An 18,362-nucleotide genomic window follows, 5' to 3' on the forward strand; every position below is an offset into this window, starting at 1 on the left:
TTCGTCGATCAACCGGCACACCAGCAGATCGGCCTCGCTTGCTGCGCGCGGCGAGCGCTGTGCATACACCGTCGCCCGCGCGACCTGGGCAAGCCTGCATTGCCGGGCCACCGGCACTTCGTCCGACGCGTCGATCCATCCCAGGCGCGTTTCCCGGCTCACAGCGACAACTTTTTTTTGAGCCAGTCCACTTCCATCTTCAGCCGTCCAATCTCGCCGTACAGACGCTCCGGCGCGCCTTGATCGTCCGCCGGCTTCGGCCCCCGCTTCGCTTCAAACAGCGCCGCGGCACGCTCCTGGATCTCCTTCTTCCACTGCCCAACCAGAACCGGGTGAACCCCGTATTTCTGCCCGATCTCGTTGATCGTCTGCGTACCCCGTACCGCCTCCAGACCCACCTTTGCCTTGAACTCCGGCGTGTACACTTTTCTTGTTTTTCCTGCGCTCATTATCCGTTTCCTGTCATCTACGACGACAGCTTAAATGCTTGTCTCATTTTCTGGGTCCACTTTAGGACATCCCGGTTGCGATTTGCTGCTCTACAGATGCGCCGTAAGCTCACATTTCGCTTCGTTCGCGTTGCGGCACATCCTGAATAACGCAGCGCGCCACTAATCGGACGACAGCGATCAGACACTGGCCTGTGGTTTCATCGCTTAACTTGACGCACATAATCACCGCTTTTCTTGGACTTTTTAGTTAAATTTTTTGCTTGCCGTCCTTAACCCGCGTATCTGCAGTCCGCCGCTCGCATACATGGGGCAGCCGACCAGCGCGATACCCCGCCTGTTACGCGCGAGGCGGGCGAACGGGGGGCGGCCCTGTCGAGGCAACCTACGTAGTGTCAAACTGCAGCGTGTCTGTGACCGGAAAAAAACACCAGGACAGCTCACGAGCGCCCAGCCTTCAGGCCTTTGCATAAAACTGAATTTAGTCTATATTCAGTCTGAACGACGTGACGAATGGAGGATCAGACATGCGCCTGGCAGATCACGTAAAGCCAATCAGCTACCTGAAAAGCGATGCAGCGCAGATCGTCAAGGATCTGACGGCTTCTGGCGAGCCACTGCTCATCACGCAGAATGGCGAAGCGAAGCTCGTCGTTCAGGACGTGCAAAGCTATGAGGACACGCAGCAAACGCTGGCTCTGCTGAAGATTCTGGCTTTGGGTCAGAAGGACATCGAGCAGGGGAAATTCAGGGATGCCGATGAGTTTCTCGCCGAGCTCGACGACCTTGACCGGAAAGAACAGATCGGCTGATGGCGCAGACGGAGTTCAAGCTACAGATTCTCGCCGAGGCACAAGAGGATACGAAGGATTTGCGTCGGTACATCCTCAGGAGCTTCGGCGCTGACACGTGGAAGCAAACGTCCACACAGCTGGCCGTCACGTTCGGCAACATCAGGCGGTTTCCTCAGAGTGGTTACGTTCCGGCGGAGCTTTCAGATTTTGGCGGTCTGCACTTCCGGGAAGCACTGAGCGGTCAGAACCGGGTTATATATGAGGTGCGCGAGGACACGATTTACATTCATGTCGTCACTGATACGCGCCGCGATTTACGCACGCTTCTTCAGAAGCGGCTATTGCGCGCAAGCTAAAGAATGGGCAGCCGTACAAGGGGTGCTTAACGCATTGGGCGTAACGGCTGTTGACCATCCTTCTATACAGCGGCGGGATGACGTCCATGAGTCGCATCAAATTGGGCTTTCCCCGTTGAACGCTACAGACGAGCCGTTGCAGATCAAAGGTGCGCGGACTGGCTTGGAGAGCTCTTCGAACTCTCCAAGCCAGTGGGCAGCGGAGACGTCTATTGCGTATCCGAGGCTGGCCTTTCCGTTTCGCTTGTCATGATCCTTCCCGCAGAAGCTCACCAGTCGCGAGCAATAACAAGTGCAAACCCATGGCTGATGGTCGGAGCCGCTACAGCTATGAGCCGAGCCGGCGGTCAGTTGACCCTCAGGTTGCCGCCGTTGCCGAGACCACCATTGACGCTCTGGGCTTTGTACTGCTTGACGGAGTCTACGAGGTTGTTTAGCGAATCGGTGAAGGCTGCGACCACGACCTTACCTTGCGGTGTGTTCGAATAAGCGCCGACCGTGCCGCCGCTTTTGGTGGTGATAAAGCTCGCGAGCATGCCGAAGTCGATGTTGCTCGCCGAACCGGTCGCCGCCGCGAGTTGCACACTTGAGCGGGTGTCGACTAGCGTAAGCACCGTCGACGCTTCCTTGGTGTTCATCGATCCAGCGACGCCAGCGAGCGCGCTGCCGACTACCGGCACGTAGGCAAGCAGGCTGGATGCGCCGCCCGTGTTCTGCGTGGAGAAGGTAATGCTCGGGCTCATCTCATAGTCGGCAGCGACCATCTGCCCCTTGTGCATCTTCGAGGTCTTGCGCAGTTCGCCCGAATCGTTCAGCTGGCGCTCCGCGAGAGCGGCATTCAGCGCGCGGCCGCGGTCTACGATGACAAAGCAGTTCGATTGCTGGACCAGCATCTTGAGCACCGGGACGGTACTTCCCAACTGGTATTGTCCAGTCAGGACGCTATACCACGGTGCAGTCGTGTCTTCAACGATCGACACGGTACCAAGCGGTGTCGCGCAGTGCTTCAGTCCATCGTCCGCGTCCTGGCGGGTAGCACCCGCCACCGCCGTGCTATCCGGCGTCTTTCCCCCGCCACCGAGTTGCATTTGAGCGCACGCCGAAAGCAGGGCCAACGACGTCGCAGCGATAGCTGTCATTTTTGTAATCATGGAAATGGTCCCTCGACCGGAAATAGGTTCATACAGTGGTGCCGCCTGTATATCGGCAAACCGGCGGTGCAATTGAGGGTGCGATCAAAATTGAAGTGCAACACCTTGCTCACCATGGACAGCGCGCGATCGCTCATCCGCGCTTGACATAACATCTGATCTCGCACACAAATCCGCAGGTCGGGCAGAAGCGGGCAGGGTGCATAGGTCACGGCCCCAAGATCGTGGCGTCCTGCATCAGGCGAAAAGGTGACCCGCAGGTCGCAGTGGCCTGCAGTTTCCGTACAATTCTATGCAGTCGGCAAAAACCAATCTCCACTGACATTCGGAAACAACCTGGACGGCATCATGGCTCACTGCGATGGCGGTCTGATCATCAATGGCATAGACCGGCAGCGCTATCCTGGCGGCCCGTTTTTCAGCATTCTCTACGGAGGCATCCGGATGATCCGGATTGGCGAAATGCGAGATCAATGCAAAGTCGACCCAACCTGCTCCGTGGGCCGTGACCAGGAGGCTTGTGACCTCGCCCTCTGCAGTTGCGAACAAGAAGTGCTCAGACGCCAGCGCATCGCGATTACCACTGGGCGGCTGGGTGTAGCTTTCTGAAAATGCCGAAGACATCGCCATGCTACCGGCGCTAACGCCCAGGTAAGCCAGTTCAGCTCGCAGTGAAGGCAATAGCTCGGCGAGGCCGGAACGACGCATCCAGCCAGCTAGATAGATGCGGCGATGTATTGTTAAAACGGACCGAAGGTAGTGCGCAGTCATGCGTGTAGTTGCCGTTGAAAACAATCGTGGCCTGCCACTGCGAGGAAAACTGCAAACCTATTGCTGCACCACGGGCTACCTGACGTTTCAGCGCGGCCCTTGGAATGGCTAGAACCTTTTAAGGAGTCCTGGTTGGATCGGTTTTCTTTGAGGCTCGTATGGGCGCACAACAAAGTCTGCACCATTCAATAACTGCTGTCGTGCCGCCGCCCGTTCCATCTCTTTTACGCCTGGTGTGGTCTTGGCTTTGGACAACCAGAAGAGGGGGGGGTGAGTCCTGCGGCACTGGACGGGAGGGCGGCACTCGTATCGTACGTTCCTCGTTTCCACGTTCGAACCCGATACGGTGCCTGGACGTATCGCGCGTGTGCTTAAGTCTTATGCGGTAAGGCGAAAAACGATCGAGGCAACCGTTGCCCTTTAACTTTGTCTCAAACCAGACGATAACAGGAAAGCATTTAACGGAGGAGCGATCAGCCAGACCGGCAGCTGCTAGCGAACGGTTTTTCTCGAATTCTGAGACGACCCCTAAAGCAACCATATCGTCATCGCGGAAGTTGGGGCCGTTCGACGGCCTGTCATAGTGGGTCTCTGTATCAGCAGACATTTTTTATGTCACCTCGCACGACTGCGAGGATCGACAGAAATTTCAGACGTCTGAATTTGTACGCCAAAGACTCCTCGTGTGCATGAGATCACCATGATGGTCTCTGTACTTCGTCGTGACTAGACATCTCACGAAATACTGCCGAAAGCGGATCACTGGCGCAGCTCGCAACCTTTGAAGATCCTGGAACTATTGCAGCAGGCTTTCCCGCGGCCCTCATAAAACTCAATGTCCCAATAGGAGCAACGTGAGTCAGTCATTCAAGCTATCTCGCCGTGCCTTTTTCAAGGTCAGCTTAGTGGCCGGAATCAGCGTCTGTATCGCCCCGTGGAGCCAGGAAGCATTGGCCGAGCTGTTCGAGGAGCGACTCTTGACTCCGGTGCGCTGGGACCCGCGCACCAGCAAAACCGCGTTTCGCATTGATGGCGTCGCCAAGGTGACCGGACAAAAGATCTTTGCACAAGATATCCGGGCGCGTGACATGCCCCATTGGCCCCAGCAACAAGGGCATGCTTTCATTGTGCGAATCCCCTGCGCTGATCGGATTTATCAGGGCATCGACCTGGGCTACCTTGGCCCCGATCTGCAGCCCGACCGTGTGGTGACCGCCGAAAGCCTTGAGCGGGACGGCTTGGTGCTGCCGGGGTCTTACGGCGGCGAGCCGTTTCTTGCTACCGGCCGTTCCGCCCTGTATCTCGGCCATCCAGTGGCGATGCTGATCTATCGGGACTTTGCTCGCTTCAACCGCGCCAAGGCGCGCTTGAAATTCAACGAGGACAAGTATTTTCGCTACGGGGCACACGCGCCGTTTCGTGAGAACGACCCTTATGCGAGTTTCCGTTTTGTGCGGGTGGCCGGCGATGCACGCCAGGGGCCAGACGTTTACTCGTCGTTCAAGGACACGGAAATCTTCGGACACTATCTGAAGAATCACAAAACGGCCTGGCCGGAAGCGCTCCGGCACGGCAAGCTCGACGAACAGGGCATGGCCTATGCACAGGAGATCCGTGAGGAACTGATCTCACCTCCTCCGGAGTGGCTGGTCATGACCCGGCAATACGCCTCGCAGTCCACCGACGGTGGAGCGATGGAACCCGACAACGCCAACGGCTGGTACGACGCTGGGCAACAAGCCCTGCATCTGGTGATCACCTCCCAGTCACCGGCCGAAGATGCCAATGGGATTGCTGAAATGCTGGCCAGGAGTCGCTTCGGCATCAAGTCGCTGTTCATCCACCCCTGCCATACCGTGGGCTACGGCACCAAGGAGAACAGCATCTTCCCGTTCTACGGCCTGATTGCCGCCCTGTACGGCGCCAGCTTGCCGGTGCGGCTATCCAACGACCGCTACGAGCAATTCCAGTCCACCCTGAAACGCCATGCCTTCGACATATCGCGCACGATTGCCGTGGACCGCAAGAGCGGACTCTTCCAGATCCTGCAAACCTCGCTGGTAAGCAACGGCGGCGGACGTGCCAATGTCGGTCCCGCCGTTGCCGTCAGCGCAGCCACGGCCTCCCAGTCGATCTATTACTTTCCACGTAACGACATTGATGTCGTGTGCAACTATTCGCGTGCGATTGAGTCGGGCTCAGTGCGTGGCTTTGGCACCCTGCAGAGCATGCTTGCTACCGAAATGCTGGTCGACGAACTCGCAGAAGCCCTGCATATGGACCCGATCGAGCTGCGGCTGCGCAACGCGCTGCACAGCGGCGACCCAACCACTCAGGGGATCGCGGCAGCCGGCGCTGAACGTATCGTCGAGGTGCTGCAAAAAGCGCAAGACCACCCCATCTGGAAGCAACGAGCCGCCACCAAGGCGCGCTTTGACGCCGGCCATCCCGGCCAGGTCTACGGTGTCGGCTTCGCCTGTGTGCAAATGAAATTCGGCCACGTTGGCGGCGAAGCCTCGTTCGCCAAGGTGGAAATCGACCCGCACGGACGGATCACCCTTTACCACACCTGCACCGAGATGGGCACCGGCATGTCGACCTCCCAGGCGGTCAATTGCGCGCGCTGGCTCGGGCGCCCCGCCGATAAGGTGCACACTTCGTTGCTCGCCTGGCCGGAATTGCCGCTCAAGACCGGCGGCAATCCCCATGCCATGTCCCAGGCCGAACAGGACCGGTGGGCGCGGGACTCAGCCTGGACACCTATCCTGGTCACCGCTGCGAGCGCCAGCAACTCGTCTTACTTTAATTCGCATACCACACTCGAAGCCTGTCGCCTGATCTTTGACCATGGCCTGTGGCCGGCAGCCATGGCGATCTGGAGCCAGGGCCCTGGCGGCGGCCAGGCCTCATCGTATCTGGTGCGCCCGGAAGACGCACGCTGGACGCCGGAGGGCCTGACCGCCAACGGCATGGAACCGTTGCCGCTAGAGCATCTGGCGGCCGAAGCGCATGCCCGCGGGCTCCTTACCGGGACCATGGTCCATGCCGTCAGTCGCTACGAATGGGCCGAGGCCACGTTCGACTTCGACGGGCAAAGCAAACACGTGCCGCTCGACGGCGTCTCGGTCCGGCATGGTCTGGCGCCCTACCGCATGCTGCCGCGTCAGCAGGCGTTCTACCCCGATGTTCAGCGCAAATTCGCTATCGCGACCTATTTCAGCCTCACCAGCACCCTGGTCGAACTATCGGTGGAAATCGGCACAGGAAAGGTGACAGTGCTGAACCATCACCACGTAGTCGACTGTGGTCGGCCGATCGTGCCTGAACTGATTTCAGGGCAACTGCAAGGTGGTGTGGCTATGGGTATCGGCCACGCGCTATATGAATACCTGCCCTTATATGAGGACGGCCCCGGCAACGGCACCTGGAACTTCAATCGCTACCATCTACCGCGCGCCAGCGAAGTGGCGGTCTGGCAGCAAACCGGCGAATTGCTGCCGCCCTTGTCGGACACAGACCCCAGCAAGGGCATGGCCGAAGTGGTGATGATTCCGATCGTGCCGGCCATTGCCAATGCCATTCACCACGCCACCGGACACCGTTTTTACGACCTGCCCGTCACTCCGGAAAAAATCAAGGAGAAAATGTCATGAGTCTCGTGGGCAAACCACTAGCACTGCAAATCAATGGTCAGCAGATCAAGGTCGACAACGTGCCAGAAGACGTCTGCATGGCGGACTTTCTGCATGAATATGTGAATTTGACCGGGACGCGCGTCACTTGCGGACAAGGCATATGCCATGCCTGTGTGGTGATCCTGGATCAACCCGACGGCAAGAACGAAACCATGCGCACTTGTATCACAGGCGCGCACCTGTTCGCCGGCAAACGCATTCGCACTATCGAAGGCCACGCGGTGGGTGACCCGAACAGTGTCGAGATGAAACTCACTCAGGTGCAGGATGCCTTTCTGAAAAATTATTCGTTTCAATGCAGTTACTGTACCCCGGGGTTCGTCAACGAATCGATTGTCCTGCTTGAGCAGCTCAAGCGGCAGCCAATCGCCCGCAAGGATGTCGAGCAAGTCATCATGGACGCACTCGATAGCCATCTGTGCCGCTGCACCGGTTACGTCCGCTACTACGAAGCGTTGCGGCAGCTGATCGTGTCTACCCCTGGCTTGATCAAGGAGTAAGGCATGCTCCACGTATGGAAAGGCAAATACTTCGCGCTGTGGCTGGTCGTCGGATTGATACTGCAGGGATGTCATGGCAACGTGCCGGACAACGCCGGCTCAGCGGTAAGCGCACCGGCGGATGCCGCCAGCATCGCACGCGGCGAATATCTGGCCAACGCTGCCGACTGCGTCAGCTGCCATAGCGTGCCGGGCAAGGGCGCGTTTTCCGGCGGTTATGCCATGGACACGCCCTACGGCCCGATTTACGGCCCCAACATTACCCCGGACAAGGAGACAGGCATCGGCCACTACACGCGCGACGACCTATACCGCGTCTTGCACGACGGGCGCCGACCGGATGGTAGCCCGCTCTATCCCGCCATGCCGTACACCTCCTACCAGGGGATCAGCCGGGCTGATAGCGACGCCATCTACGACTATCTTATGTCGCGGCCGGCGATCCGTCACGCCAACATCCCTTCCGGAATGCACTTTCCCTACAACATTCGCAGCGTGATGTTCGTTTGGCAGTGGCTGTTCATGCCCTCCGCGGATGAGACGCTGCCGGATGGCGCCAGCGCAGAATGGCGGCGCGGCGCCTACCTCGCCAACGCGCTGGCGCATTGCACGGAATGCCACACCCCGCGCACCATGACCGGCGCGCTGGACACAGCAGCGCGTTTTAAAGGCGCAATGATCGGGCGCTATGAAGCGCCGGACATCACCCCCGCAGCGCTGGCACAACGCGGCTGGACTGAGCGCGATCTGGCGAGCCTGCTCGCCACCGGCATCGCGCAGCAAGGTAGCGCGTATGCCGACATGTTCCCGGCGGTGCATAACAGCACGCGCTATCTCACCCGGGAAGATACCGCCAGCCTCGTGCGCTACCTCGGCGGCCCCGCTGGCCTGCCTGCCCCGACGCACGTCACACCAGTGAACATGCCGCAGGTTGCGCTCCAGCGCGGTTGGCATAGCTACGCCGCCTTGTGCGCAAGCTGCCATGGCGCGCAGGGCGAAGGCAGGCCGCATGTCGCGCCAGCACTGCAAGGCAACGCCAGCTTGCGGCTGACCTCGCCCAACAATCTGCTGGTGGCGATGCTCGACGGGGTGGAAGCACAGCACATTTCGACACTAGAGAACATGCAGGCCATGCCCGGCATGCCGAACTTCGTGTCCGACCAGGAAGTCGCTGATCTGGCCAATGTTCTGCGCACGCAATGGGGTGGCGTGCCCTCGCAGGTTTCCGCGGCAACGGTCAAAAAACTGAGGTAGCAGCATGCGCTGTGAAGGGGTCGCAGTAAGGGTAGGTGGTCGCGGTGGGGACAGGAGTTACCTCCCGCCCACCGGGCGACCGGAGGCAGCCACCCGCCACCTGTAGTGGTCCAGACGTACTTCTTTGACGCGCAGTGTGCTGCACCGTGACGACTCTGTTAAGCGCGATGCCGAGCCGACCCGGTGCAGCTCCCATCATGCAGGAACGAGCTCGTCCTGTACCGCGCCGACTGTATAGAAGCTGCGACGGAAGTAGATCAGTGCCGCACTATCGCTGTGACGGACAGCTTCGACTTCGACAAAGAACACGGTGTGTGTGCCCTTCTCGACCACGTCAGTGATTCGCCCATCGAACGAAACAAGGGCGTCCTGCAGCACAGGTGCACCGGTCGCCAGTTTTGTCCAATCGCCGCTCTCGAAGCGTTGCTCAGGACTACACCGGGTGGCACCGGCAAACACGGAAGAGATTTCCGTTTGCGAGGAACTGACCGTGTTCACACACAGAACACCATTTTTTTTGAAAAACGGATTGCTTCGGTTTGAACGGTTGATGCATACCGCAAGCATAGGCGGGTCGTCGGTTACGCTGCATACGGCGCTGGCCGTCACGCCTGCACGACCGGCGGCGCCGTCGGTTGTGATGACATTGACTGCAGCACCTAGCTGAGCCATGGCGTTGCGAAAGTCACGAGGTTCGACAGACATTGATCTTCTCCTTTGCGGTAGGAATCGCGATGCAGCAAGCCGGTCTTCTCGAATTCGGCTGTTACTGCATGACTTGAGTATTGCCTCAGGCATTTCGCAAGTGAAGCCAACTAACTGCGAACCACTCTTTCACTGCTGACGGGAATCGGGGACCTTGGGCTGGCCGTTGCAGCACCTCCGGCCTATTGCAATTCATTCACAGCAATTCTGCAAGGTTGCTTGCCAGCCTGTCGTCTTCTGCGCGGCGCGCCATAGCGGGATACGTTCTCCACCGTCATTGCGGTTCCAACCGCCCTAAGGAGAAAAGACATGCTTTTTGGATTGTTTGGCAGTGCGCAGGCTAACAGTACGGCATTGGGTGCAGGCATCGGCCAAGGCTTCCTCGACTACATCGACTTCAACGTAGAAGCGGAACAGCTTGGGTACTACAGCACGTACCTCGTAGAACACCACTTTACAGGCTGGGGTCAGGTTTCCTCGATGCTGAATGTTCTGACGTGGTTGGCTGCGCGCACGACTACCCTCCGTTTGGGTACGGCTACGATGGTGCTTCCGTGGCACAACCCGGTCCTGCTCGCGGAGCAGGCTGCGACACTTGAGCTTCTTTCGGGCGGCCGGCTCAATCTTGGCGTTGGCAAGGGTTATCGCCATGCCGAATTTTCGGGCTTTAACATCCCTATCGAAGAGGCGGAAGCGCGCTTCGAAGAGTGTCTTGACGTGATGCTCAAGGCGTGGGGCGCAAGCGAGCGGTTCTCGCACCACGGAAAATTCTGGAACTTCAACGACATCATTGTCGAGCCCAACCTCGTCAAGCGGCCTGCAATGTGGATGGGCGCCGGCAGCGAACCGTCCATCCGGAAAGTTGCTTCGCGCGGCTTCAATCTGTTGCTCGACCAGTTTGCCGACCCCAAACTCCTGCGCCAGCGCATTGAGATATTCAAGCAGGCTATCAGCGAGCAAGGTCGTGTCTACAACCCGAACGAAGTGACAGTGGCGCGTGAGCTCTTCATCGCGAAGGACGAGCAGGACAAGCAAGCGGCGATTGAGCGCCTGAACACGGCACGCCGACGCACAATCGAACATGCTCGTGCGCCGGACAAGGCCGGCGGCTCGCACATTCTGTCGTACGCGAAGGAAGGCCTGCCCCCGACCGACACCGCCTTGATTGGCACTGTCGCGGAGATTCGTGACCAGCTTCATGCCCTTAAGGAAGCCGGCGCTGGCTACCTAATTTTTACCATCCTCGGCGGCTCTCGCGACACCCTCCAGCGCTTCGCTGGCGAGATCATGCCGGAGTTTTAAACGGCTCCGGATGAGGAGGATGTGTCTGTCGCCTGATCAGTTGATATGCAGATTGTCATAAACAGGAGTTGCTTTTTATGCTCGTCAAAATTGCCAGTGACTGGTCGGTCTCGCTTGAGGACCCGGAAGACTTCAAGCGATTTGGCGTTAGCGTTGCCACGAGCGCGGACGAACTGCCCCGCCTCCGTGATGCAGTTTCTCGTGCAGGGAGCCTGATCGACAAGGACCCCATGTGGGTCAGCGAAGCGTGGCTCAGAACTGCACCGGGCCGCATTGAGGGAGAGAAATGGCAGGACTCCGTGTCCGCCATGATTGCAGGGGCGAAGAAATATGGCTGGGTCGACGAGGCGAACGGCTCGATCAAGGCTCACGTTGTATGGGCCGTAACGGCTATCTAATCGCAAGCATGCTTAGGAATTTGCAAATGAACCAGCTCAAACTTGATACGGCTTCGCAGATCATCGACGTCGCATTGGCAAAAGGACGGGAGCTTGCGCTCGCTCCTCTTTGTGTCGTCGTGTTAGACGCCGGTGGCCACCTGATTGCGGCCAAGCGGGAAGATGAAGCGAGCCTCTTGAGACCGGATATCGCAACGGGCAAGGCGTACGGATGCCTTGCCATGGGGTTCGGTGGGCGGGAACTGGCTCGCCGTGCGGAGAGGTCGGCGCCATTTTTTACCGCGCTTTCAGGCCTGACAGGAGGGAAAGTGGTGCCCGTTCCCGGCGGCGTCCTGATACGGAACCGGGAAGGATTTCTGCTCGGTTCGATAGGGATTAGCGGCGATACCTCTGTAAAGGACGAGGAGTGTGCCCTTGCAGGAATCGCATCTGTCGAGTTGGTCGCCGATACGGGCGATGCGATGTGACTAGTCACGCCAGCCGACACCTCATGGCGATCCATTGGAGAGACTGATGAAACGTGCAATCTACTGGATCATGGCAGCTGCCGCAGGTGTCGTCGTGGCGAACAACTACTACAACCAGCCGTTGCTGGCTGACTTCGCGCGCGACTTCCATACCGGCGTGCGGCAGGCCGGCATGGTCCCGGTCGCCGCGCAGGCGGGTTATGCGCTTGGCCTGTTGCTGTTCGTCCCGCTCGGCGACCGGCTCGAACGCCGTGCACTAATTAGCACGCTGCTCGCGGTTGCCTGCGTGGCGCTTGCCGCGATCGCGCTGTCTCCGACGCTCGTATGGCTTGTCGCGGCCAGTTTCGTCACCGGTCTCGCGAGCGTGGCGCCGCACTGCTCACACCATTTGCCGCGGAACTCGCCGGTGCCCGGCAACGCGGCGAGGCGGTTGGTATGGTGATGTTCGGGTTGCTGAGCGGCATCCTCGTATCGCGTTCCATTTCCGGATCGATCGCACAACATTTTGGATGGCGAACAGTCTATTGGCTGGCCGCCGCGGCGATGATCGTGACCGCTACTGTATTGTCGTGCGCGTTGCCGAGGGCAGAGCGGAAGTATACCGGCAGCTATCGCGGCTTGATGCGCTCGTTGTGGACCCTGGTTCGCGAAGAGCAGCTGATCCGGCGGACTTCCGCGATCGGTGCGCTGCAGTTCGCCGGGTTCAGTGCATTCTGGACGACCCTGGCGTTTCAGCTTCATACCCTGAATGCCCATTACGGCAGCGAGGTTGCCGGGTTGTTCGGGCTCGTGGGCGTGGGTGGTGCGCTCGCGTCGATGGCCGCGGGCAGATTGACCGATTCGCGCGATCCGCGTCAGGTGGTGGCGGTGGGCAGTGCCATCTACCTCGCGTCATTCGCCGTCTTCGCACTCGCCGGCCACACGATTGCTGGGCTGATTGCCGGCGTGGTCTTGCTCGACCTTGGCGTGCAGAGTGGACACGTGTCGAACATGGCGCTCAACATGAGCATCCGGGGCGGCGCGATGAGCCGTATTAACACAATCTACATGGCGAGCCGATTTGGCGGTGGCGCACTCGGTTCGTCGTTGGGCATCTGGGCGTGGAGTTTGTGGCATTGGCCCGGCGTCTGCGGTGTCGGGCTGCTGGTCGGGTGCGCATCGTTGATACTGCAGGTAGGGCGCCGATCTAAATCGCTACGCGAAGCGCAAGTCGACTGACTTTTCCGAGATTGTGCGAGTAACCCGTGCGCGTTGCCATCGGGGCGTTCATCGCCACGGTCGTTTGTTTACAAAGTATCGAGCAAGGCGCGTGAATCGCGCCAATCCGCCGATGAATGTCCATCTGGAATCCTTAGCAGGATATCCTCTAGCAGGATTCGGGCTTCCGATTTGCGCGTCTCGTCGGCGAGGCGTCTTGCAAGATCAAGGGCAATTCGCAATTCCCACGCAGGCATTCCACACGCTTTCGCATGTTCGAGGGCGTTCCACAGGTGGCCTTCCGTCATGATTGCGTCCGTTTGCATGCCATTCTTCGTCGGGGCTGCGAGGCGCATGAACTCCGGCGTGGCCCAGTGGCGTTGCGGCGCTTGTCCCGCCCTGTCGGCTGCGGCGCGTAAGACATCGCGTGAAGGGCGCGCCAGCCTTTCGTCGTCAACCAGATCCATCAGCATCGGCGTGTAGTGAAAACCGAAGCAGGTACGCTCGAGCGTGGCCAGCAGCGCGACGGTCCGGTCGACGGTCACCCTCGTGGGTTCGGCGCGGGCAAGGGCCCAGAATTCGAACAATTCTCCGTATGTTTTCCAGAACTGGAGACCATGACGCGCCGCCGTTTCGATGAGCGTGCGGGCCGATGCTTCAACCTTGGGAATGTCCCGATTGAGCATGGACACCATGCACATCCCTTCCGCGAGGACGCAACAAAGCGTACAGGCATGATCGAGGGCGGTGGCATGATCAACGGCGAGTTCGGCGGTCGAGACGGCCTGTCCGGCGTCTCCCTGCAGCCACAGAATGCGTGCCAGGTACGCAAGTCCCGCAGCATGCTGACCGAGGCCGAAACGAAATGCTGCGTGCGACGGATGGCTTTCGTGCCAACGCAGTGATGCTTCGACCTGCTCGCGGGCAGCGGCCTGATCACCGCTCACATGAAGGGAGAGACCGACGATTCTTCGCGCAACGGCAACGGCCTCGACGTCATTCGCCAAGGTAGCTGCATCGAGCATGGCATTCGCTTCGCGGAGCGCCTCGTCGTGGTCTCCGGTACGTACTCCGTAGAGCCACAAGCCGTAGTGTGCCTGCAGTTCGATTTCGATATCACCCAGCGTATGGGCAAGCGTCAGTGCGCGGGACCATGCAATCTGCGTTTCCGGGATCGGACCGCGGGCCCATGTCAGCGACGTCCCCAGCGCGGCCCGCAACGCCATTTCATGCCACGCGTCCAGGTCGACGGGTTCACCGAGCGCAAGGGAGATCCAGTGCCGGCAATCGTCCAGCAGGGAAAATTCGACCCAGAAGGGGATGGCAACGGCCAGCAGCCGAATGCCGACATCACGTGATTTTTGTGTGGTCAGAGTCCGCGACAACACGCTGTGAATGTCCTTCCAATCGCGCCGATACGTATCGCGCCAGTCGTTTGTCGGCATGCGCTTCCAGTCGGCAAGCGCTTGCCGGCTCCGTTCAAGGAACCAGGCAGCGTGACGGCGCGGCACTTCGTCGACGTCAACGCTTGCGCCAAGCTGCTCCTGAGCGTACTCGCGAAGTGTCTCGAGCAGTCGGTACCGGACGACGCGCCCGGGAAGATCGGTTTGCAGCAGGGACTTTTGAACGAGACTGGCCAGCAGGTCGGCGGTCCGCCAACGATCGTCGCAGAATCCCGCGACCGCGTGCGCCGCCTCGAGTGTGAATGCAGACATGAACGGAGAGAGGGCGTGGAAGAACCGCCGCTCGTCGTCGTCCAGCAGGCTGTCACTCCAAGCCACCGTCGCACCCAGGGTCTGGTGCCGGTGCGGCGCGTTGCGGCGGCCGCCAGTCAATAGCCGGAACCGATCCGTCAGGCCGGTCAGGACGCCGTGAACGCCGAGCGTTGAAACGCGCGCGGCCGCCAGCTCGATGGCGAGCGGTATGCCGTCGAGGTGCCTGCAGATCGTCGCGACCTCGGCCGCCTGGGTGTCGTCACAGGCGAACTCGTGCATGTGTGCCACGACGCGGTCGACGAAGAGCTGCACGGCCGGATACCCTAGCGTAGCCGTTTTCGTCAGGACGTCAGCGGGCGGGGTCGCAAGTGGCGCGAGACGGAAGATGTACTCCCCATCGGCGTTCAGCACTTGCTGGCTGGTGGCGAGGACGTACAGGTAGGGGTTGATCCGGCTCAGGCGCTCGACGATCCGGCTGATTTGTCCGACGAGATGCTCGCAATTGTCGATGAGGAGGAGGATGCGTTGCCCCTGCAGCCCGATAACTGCATCCGGGGTGGGCTCACCGCCCGTCGGCTCGATACCCAGCGCTTCGGCCAGCGCTGGCCAGGTGGCTTCTGGTGTCGCGACGGCGGCCATTTCCACGAAATGGACACGGCCATCGAACCTCTCCGATCTTGCGCGGGCGGCTTCGAGTGCCAGCCGCGTCTTGCCGATACCTCCAGGGCCGACAATCGTGACAAACCGGTTGTGGTCGAGCAGGCGGACGACCGAATCAAGGTCCTGATCACGCCCGATCATCGGGGTCCGGGTGACCGGCAGCGGCAGGGGGGCGATGTTTCCCGCAGGCGCCCGAAGCATCGACGTGGCCGCTCGCGCCGGTAGGATCGCTCGATAGCCCCGGCCGAACTCCGTGACGATCATGTCGCGGTCGGCTCCGAGCACACGCCGGATGGTGGAGATGTGGGCCTGCAGGTTGTTTTCTTCCACGACTTCGTCGCCCCAGATCCGGGCCAGCAGCGCGTCTTTGGTCACGCATTCGCCGTTCGCCTCCACGAGCACCCAGAGGACGTCGAACGCCCGCTCGGTCAACTTGACCTTTTCGCCGCCGTGCAACATGAGCTTCAATTGCGGGAAGAGGCGGTAGGGTCCGAACTCGATGCCGACATCGCTCGGTTCGGGGTTCGGCATGGTTTGATTCATGGAAGTGAAGCACAGAATGGGCGGTCGACGGCGTGCGACAGGGCCTGACGATTTTAGCAGCACATCGCTCATCTCTGGAGCCGCAATTCAGACGTCTGAAATCCAATCCCAAAGACTGGTCGCCGGATGTGGCGGACGATGCAGATTACGGCGCAACGTGTCTGCGCGGCACTCTTTCAATAATCGGCGCGAGCGACGGATTGCGAAAGTGCATGCCGGCGGGGCACGGACAGATCGTCAACGAGCAAGAAGATGCGGACTGATTCGACGTTTTAGATACTTGTACGGGCGAATTCACTGAATGTGGAAAGCAACATGACAAGAGTGCTTACGATAGAAGACGATGCAATTACCGCGGGCGAAATTGCGGGGGAATTGCGGACGCGTGGCTTCAGTGTCGACTGGGTCGACAACGGAAGAGACGGCATGGCACGCGCGATGAGCGACGAGTATGACGTCATCACGCTCGACCGCATGCTTCCCGGCGTGGACGGACTCACCATTGTTTCCACCATGCGCAGCGTCGCCGTGTACACGCCCGTCCTGATGCTGAGCGCGCTGGGTGACGTCGATGAACGCATTCGCGGCTTGCGCGCGGGCGGCGACGATTACGTGACGAAGCCGTTCAACCTCGCCGAGATGTCGGCTCGTCTGGAGGTGCTGCTTCGTCGTCAGCAGGCGCCGGCAGTTCAGAAGGAGGCGACGCTGCGCGCCGGCCCGCTCGAGCTCGACCTTATTGCACGCAAGCTGAAGCGCGGCAACGAGGAAATTGTGCTGTTGCCGACCGAGTATCGCGTGCTGGAGTTCATGATGCGGCATGCCGGCAGGACGATCACGCGCACGATGTTGTTCGAGGCGGTGTGGGGGTACCACTTCGATCCGGGTTCGAAGCTCATCGATGTGCATATCGGACGTCTGCGCAAAAAGATCGATCCACCCGAAGCACCATCATTGATTCAGACTGTCCGCAGTTTCGGCTACGTCCTGAGCGAGAATTGAGCAAGACCACTTCACTCACGCAAACCCTCGCGTTCGCGCGACGCTGGCACTCGACGTCCGTCCGGCTGATACTTCTCCATGCGGCTGTCTTTTCGGTGTCCATCATGGTGTTGCTCGGACTGATCGCTTGGGCCGTTACGCGCAACATGGAGCGCCAGACGGATGCCATCATGAACTGGCAATTGGTCTATTTCGACTCCGTGGCGGACAGCGACTTAAGCACGGTCATACGCAGGCGGCTCGAACGCGAGCGCATGCACACCAACTATTACGGTCTCTTTACACCGGACCATCGCTATCTCGCAGGCGATGTGATGGCCCTGCCGCCGCAGTTGCCGAGCGACGGTAGCTCGATGATCATTCACCGGACACTCCAGGTTGCCGGAGCGCAGCATCCCCGTGTCGTGCGCGCGAAGGAGGAGCGGCGCGCGGACGGCAGTATCCTCGTGGTCGCGCGGGACATCGGCGAGGAGTCGCAGATCCGCAGTACGATCATCAACGCACTGATTGCCGGCGGGTTGCTGTGTCTTGGCGCGGGCCTGGCGGCGGCGTTCGGATTGAGCATGCGTCAGATGCGCCGCATAGCGCAGATCCGCCGTGTAATTCAACGCATTTCGCAAGGCCATCTTGCCGAGCGCCTGCCGACTGGTGGGCGCGACGAACTGGACATGCTCGCGCATCTCGTCAATCACATGCTGGAGGAAGTCGAGCGTTTGATGAACGAGGTTAAAGGGGCATGCGACGGTATCGCTCACGACTTGCGAACGCCGCTCACCCACGTGTGCGCGCTGCTCGAACGCATCGAGGAACATGCATGCCGCTCCGATGACGAACTGCTGGCAAAGCTTGTCACGCAGGCGCGGGGAGAGACGGATGCGCTGCTCGAGCGGTTTCGCGCGATGCTTCGCATTTCGGAGATCGGCTCGATGAACCGGCAGGGCGGATTCGGCGAAGTCCGGCTCGAAGAGCTTGTCCGGGAAGTGGGTGGACTGTACGAACCGCTCGCGGACGATGGTTCGACGAAACTGTCGGTCGAGGTGACGCCGGTCGAGCCAATACGCGGCGACCGCGCGCTACTCTTCGAGATGCTCACGAACGTCGTGAACAATGCCGTCAAGTTCACCCCTCCGGGCGGCGCGATCCGCATCGCGCTCATGAGCGCACCTGGCGGGACGCGGATCGAGGTGGTCGACGAGGGGCCCGGCATCCCCGAGGACGAGCGCCATGCAGTGCTTCAGCCTTTCTACCGGGCAAAGAACGCGAGTCGGTTCATCGGCTCGGGATTGGGCCTGAGCATCGTTTCCGCGGTTCTTCGCGTCCACGACTTTTCAATGCGAATTACCGATGCGGAACCTGGTACACGAGTGACAATCGACTGCTGGCCGAAAACGCTCGCGTGACGAGGA

At 60.0% G+C, this 18,362-nt stretch carries 16 protein-coding genes and 1 pseudogene; 12 read left to right on the forward strand and 5 right to left on the reverse strand.

From position 1 onward, the window contains the following. Positions 1-449: pseudogene (locus P3T40_RS21890) on the reverse strand (transposase); the annotation flags it as partial. 527 nt (positions 450-976) lie between these two features. On the opposite strand from P3T40_RS21890, the gene P3T40_RS21895 reads away from it, so the two are divergent. Next, positions 977-1,261: a type II toxin-antitoxin system Phd/YefM family antitoxin gene (locus P3T40_RS21895; RefSeq protein WP_429269824.1), complete on the forward strand. Its 285-nt coding sequence runs from the start codon at positions 977-979 to the stop codon at positions 1,259-1,261. After that, the gene (locus P3T40_RS21900) at positions 1,261-1,599 is read left to right on the forward strand and encodes a type II toxin-antitoxin system RelE/ParE family toxin (protein WP_429269825.1); all 339 of its coding nucleotides are present in this window, start codon (positions 1,261-1,263) and stop codon (positions 1,597-1,599) included. Before P3T40_RS21895 ends, P3T40_RS21900 begins: the two co-directional genes overlap by 1 nt. Before the next feature lie 347 nt (positions 1,600-1,946). On the opposite strand, the gene P3T40_RS21905 is transcribed toward P3T40_RS21900, so the two are convergent. Both P3T40_RS21905 and P3T40_RS21910 read right to left on the reverse strand, forming a co-directional pair. Further along, positions 1,947-2,738: a CsgG/HfaB family protein gene (locus P3T40_RS21905; protein WP_429269826.1), complete on the reverse strand. Its 792-nt coding sequence runs from the start codon at positions 2,736-2,738 to the stop codon at positions 1,947-1,949. A gap of 249 nt (positions 2,739-2,987) precedes the next feature. Further along, complete coding sequence (locus P3T40_RS21910; RefSeq protein WP_429269827.1) at positions 2,988-3,521, reverse strand: hypothetical protein; 534 nt, start codon at positions 3,519-3,521, stop codon at positions 2,988-2,990. An 854-nt stretch (positions 3,522-4,375) separates the two neighbouring features. Between P3T40_RS21910 and P3T40_RS21915 the strand changes: the two genes are divergently transcribed. Genes P3T40_RS21915 through P3T40_RS21925 form a run of 3 tightly spaced genes read left to right on the forward strand, consistent with a single transcriptional unit; the run spans position 4,376 to position 8,970 of the window. Next, entirely contained in the window at positions 4,376-7,174 is a 2,799-nt protein-coding gene (locus P3T40_RS21915) for a xanthine dehydrogenase family protein molybdopterin-binding subunit (protein WP_429269828.1), read from the forward strand. After that, on the forward strand, positions 7,171-7,716 hold the full coding sequence (locus P3T40_RS21920; protein ID WP_429269829.1) for a (2Fe-2S)-binding protein: 546 nt from the start codon (positions 7,171-7,173) through the stop codon (positions 7,714-7,716). The genes P3T40_RS21915 and P3T40_RS21920 overlap by 4 nt, the downstream gene beginning before the upstream one ends. Before the next feature lie 3 nt (positions 7,717-7,719). Continuing rightward, entirely contained in the window at positions 7,720-8,970 is a 1,251-nt protein-coding gene (locus P3T40_RS21925; protein WP_429269830.1) for a c-type cytochrome, read from the forward strand. A gap of 195 nt (positions 8,971-9,165) precedes the next feature. Here P3T40_RS21925 and P3T40_RS21930 read toward each other — a convergent pair whose 3' ends face one another. Next, complete coding sequence (locus P3T40_RS21930; RefSeq protein WP_429269831.1) at positions 9,166-9,675, reverse strand: flavin reductase; 510 nt, start codon at positions 9,673-9,675, stop codon at positions 9,166-9,168. A 309-nt stretch (positions 9,676-9,984) separates the two neighbouring features. Between P3T40_RS21930 and P3T40_RS21935 the strand changes: the two genes are divergently transcribed. The 5 genes from P3T40_RS21935 (at position 9,985) to P3T40_RS21955 (ending at position 13,060) form a co-directional block, all read left to right on the forward strand. Then, a complete protein-coding gene (locus P3T40_RS21935) occupies positions 9,985-10,977 on the forward strand; it encodes an LLM class flavin-dependent oxidoreductase (RefSeq protein WP_429269832.1) in 993 nt (330 codons plus the stop codon). Between the two features lie 77 nt (positions 10,978-11,054). Next, positions 11,055-11,375, forward strand: a complete 321-nt coding sequence (locus P3T40_RS21940) for a hypothetical protein (RefSeq protein WP_429269833.1) — start codon at positions 11,055-11,057, stop codon at positions 11,373-11,375. Positions 11,376-11,401: 26 nt separating this feature from the next. Further along, on the forward strand, positions 11,402-11,842 hold the full coding sequence (locus P3T40_RS21945; protein ID WP_429269834.1) for a GlcG/HbpS family heme-binding protein: 441 nt from the start codon (positions 11,402-11,404) through the stop codon (positions 11,840-11,842). A gap of 46 nt (positions 11,843-11,888) precedes the next feature. After that, positions 11,889-12,284 (forward strand): MFS transporter, encoded by a 396-nt coding sequence (locus P3T40_RS21950; RefSeq protein ID WP_429269835.1) that lies wholly within the window; start codon positions 11,889-11,891, stop codon positions 12,282-12,284. Beyond that, positions 12,278-13,060: an MFS transporter gene (locus P3T40_RS21955; protein ID WP_429269836.1), complete on the forward strand. Its 783-nt coding sequence runs from the start codon at positions 12,278-12,280 to the stop codon at positions 13,058-13,060. Before P3T40_RS21950 ends, P3T40_RS21955 begins: the two co-directional genes overlap by 7 nt. A 68-nt stretch (positions 13,061-13,128) precedes the next feature. On the opposite strand, the gene P3T40_RS21960 is transcribed toward P3T40_RS21955, so the two are convergent. After that, complete coding sequence (locus tag P3T40_RS21960) at positions 13,129-15,945, reverse strand: ATP-binding protein (protein WP_429269837.1); 2,817 nt, start codon at positions 15,943-15,945, stop codon at positions 13,129-13,131. Positions 15,946-16,272: 327 nt separating this feature from the next. On the opposite strand from P3T40_RS21960, the gene P3T40_RS21965 reads away from it, so the two are divergent. Together P3T40_RS21965 and P3T40_RS21970 are read left to right on the forward strand one after the other, a co-directional pair. Further along, entirely contained in the window at positions 16,273-16,956 is a 684-nt protein-coding gene (locus P3T40_RS21965) for a response regulator transcription factor (protein WP_429269838.1), read from the forward strand. Then, positions 16,953-18,356, forward strand: coding sequence for an ATP-binding protein (locus P3T40_RS21970; RefSeq protein ID WP_429269839.1), 1,404 nt, complete (start codon positions 16,953-16,955; stop codon positions 18,354-18,356). Before P3T40_RS21965 ends, P3T40_RS21970 begins: the two co-directional genes overlap by 4 nt. The last annotated feature ends 6 nt before the right edge of the window (positions 18,357-18,362 follow it).

It is taken from the genome of Paraburkholderia sp. EB58 (genome assembly GCF_050436665.1).
GTDB lineage: Bacteria > Pseudomonadota > Gammaproteobacteria > Burkholderiales > Burkholderiaceae > Paraburkholderia.

What these genes read in the sequence shown, in the direction of transcription:
- P3T40_RS21895 (WP_429269824.1), top strand. Translation starts at nt 977, where the DNA reads ATGCGCCTGGCAGATCACGTAAAGCCAATCAGCTACCTGAAAAGCGAT.
- P3T40_RS21900 (WP_429269825.1), top strand. Translation starts at nt 1,261, where the DNA reads ATGGCGCAGACGGAGTTCAAGCTACAGATTCTCGCCGAGGCACAAGAG.
- P3T40_RS21905 (WP_429269826.1), bottom strand. Translation starts at nt 2,738, where the DNA reads ATGACAGCTATCGCTGCGACGTCGTTGGCCCTGCTTTCGGCGTGCGCT.
- P3T40_RS21910 (WP_429269827.1), bottom strand. Translation starts at nt 3,521, where the DNA reads ATGACTGCGCACTACCTTCGGTCCGTTTTAACAATACATCGCCGCATC.
- P3T40_RS21920 (WP_429269829.1), top strand. Translation starts at nt 7,171, where the DNA reads ATGAGTCTCGTGGGCAAACCACTAGCACTGCAAATCAATGGTCAGCAG.
- P3T40_RS21925 (WP_429269830.1), top strand. Translation starts at nt 7,720, where the DNA reads ATGCTCCACGTATGGAAAGGCAAATACTTCGCGCTGTGGCTGGTCGTC.
- P3T40_RS21930 (WP_429269831.1), bottom strand. Translation starts at nt 9,675, where the DNA reads ATGTCTGTCGAACCTCGTGACTTTCGCAACGCCATGGCTCAGCTAGGT.
- P3T40_RS21935 (WP_429269832.1), top strand. Translation starts at nt 9,985, where the DNA reads ATGCTTTTTGGATTGTTTGGCAGTGCGCAGGCTAACAGTACGGCATTG.
- P3T40_RS21940 (WP_429269833.1), top strand. Translation starts at nt 11,055, where the DNA reads ATGCTCGTCAAAATTGCCAGTGACTGGTCGGTCTCGCTTGAGGACCCG.
- P3T40_RS21945 (WP_429269834.1), top strand. Translation starts at nt 11,402, where the DNA reads ATGAACCAGCTCAAACTTGATACGGCTTCGCAGATCATCGACGTCGCA.
- P3T40_RS21950 (WP_429269835.1), top strand. Translation starts at nt 11,889, where the DNA reads ATGAAACGTGCAATCTACTGGATCATGGCAGCTGCCGCAGGTGTCGTC.
- P3T40_RS21955 (WP_429269836.1), top strand. Translation starts at nt 12,278, where the DNA reads ATGGTGATGTTCGGGTTGCTGAGCGGCATCCTCGTATCGCGTTCCATT.
- P3T40_RS21960 (WP_429269837.1), bottom strand. Translation starts at nt 15,945, where the DNA reads ATGCCGAACCCCGAACCGAGCGATGTCGGCATCGAGTTCGGACCCTAC.
- P3T40_RS21965 (WP_429269838.1), top strand. Translation starts at nt 16,273, where the DNA reads ATGACAAGAGTGCTTACGATAGAAGACGATGCAATTACCGCGGGCGAA.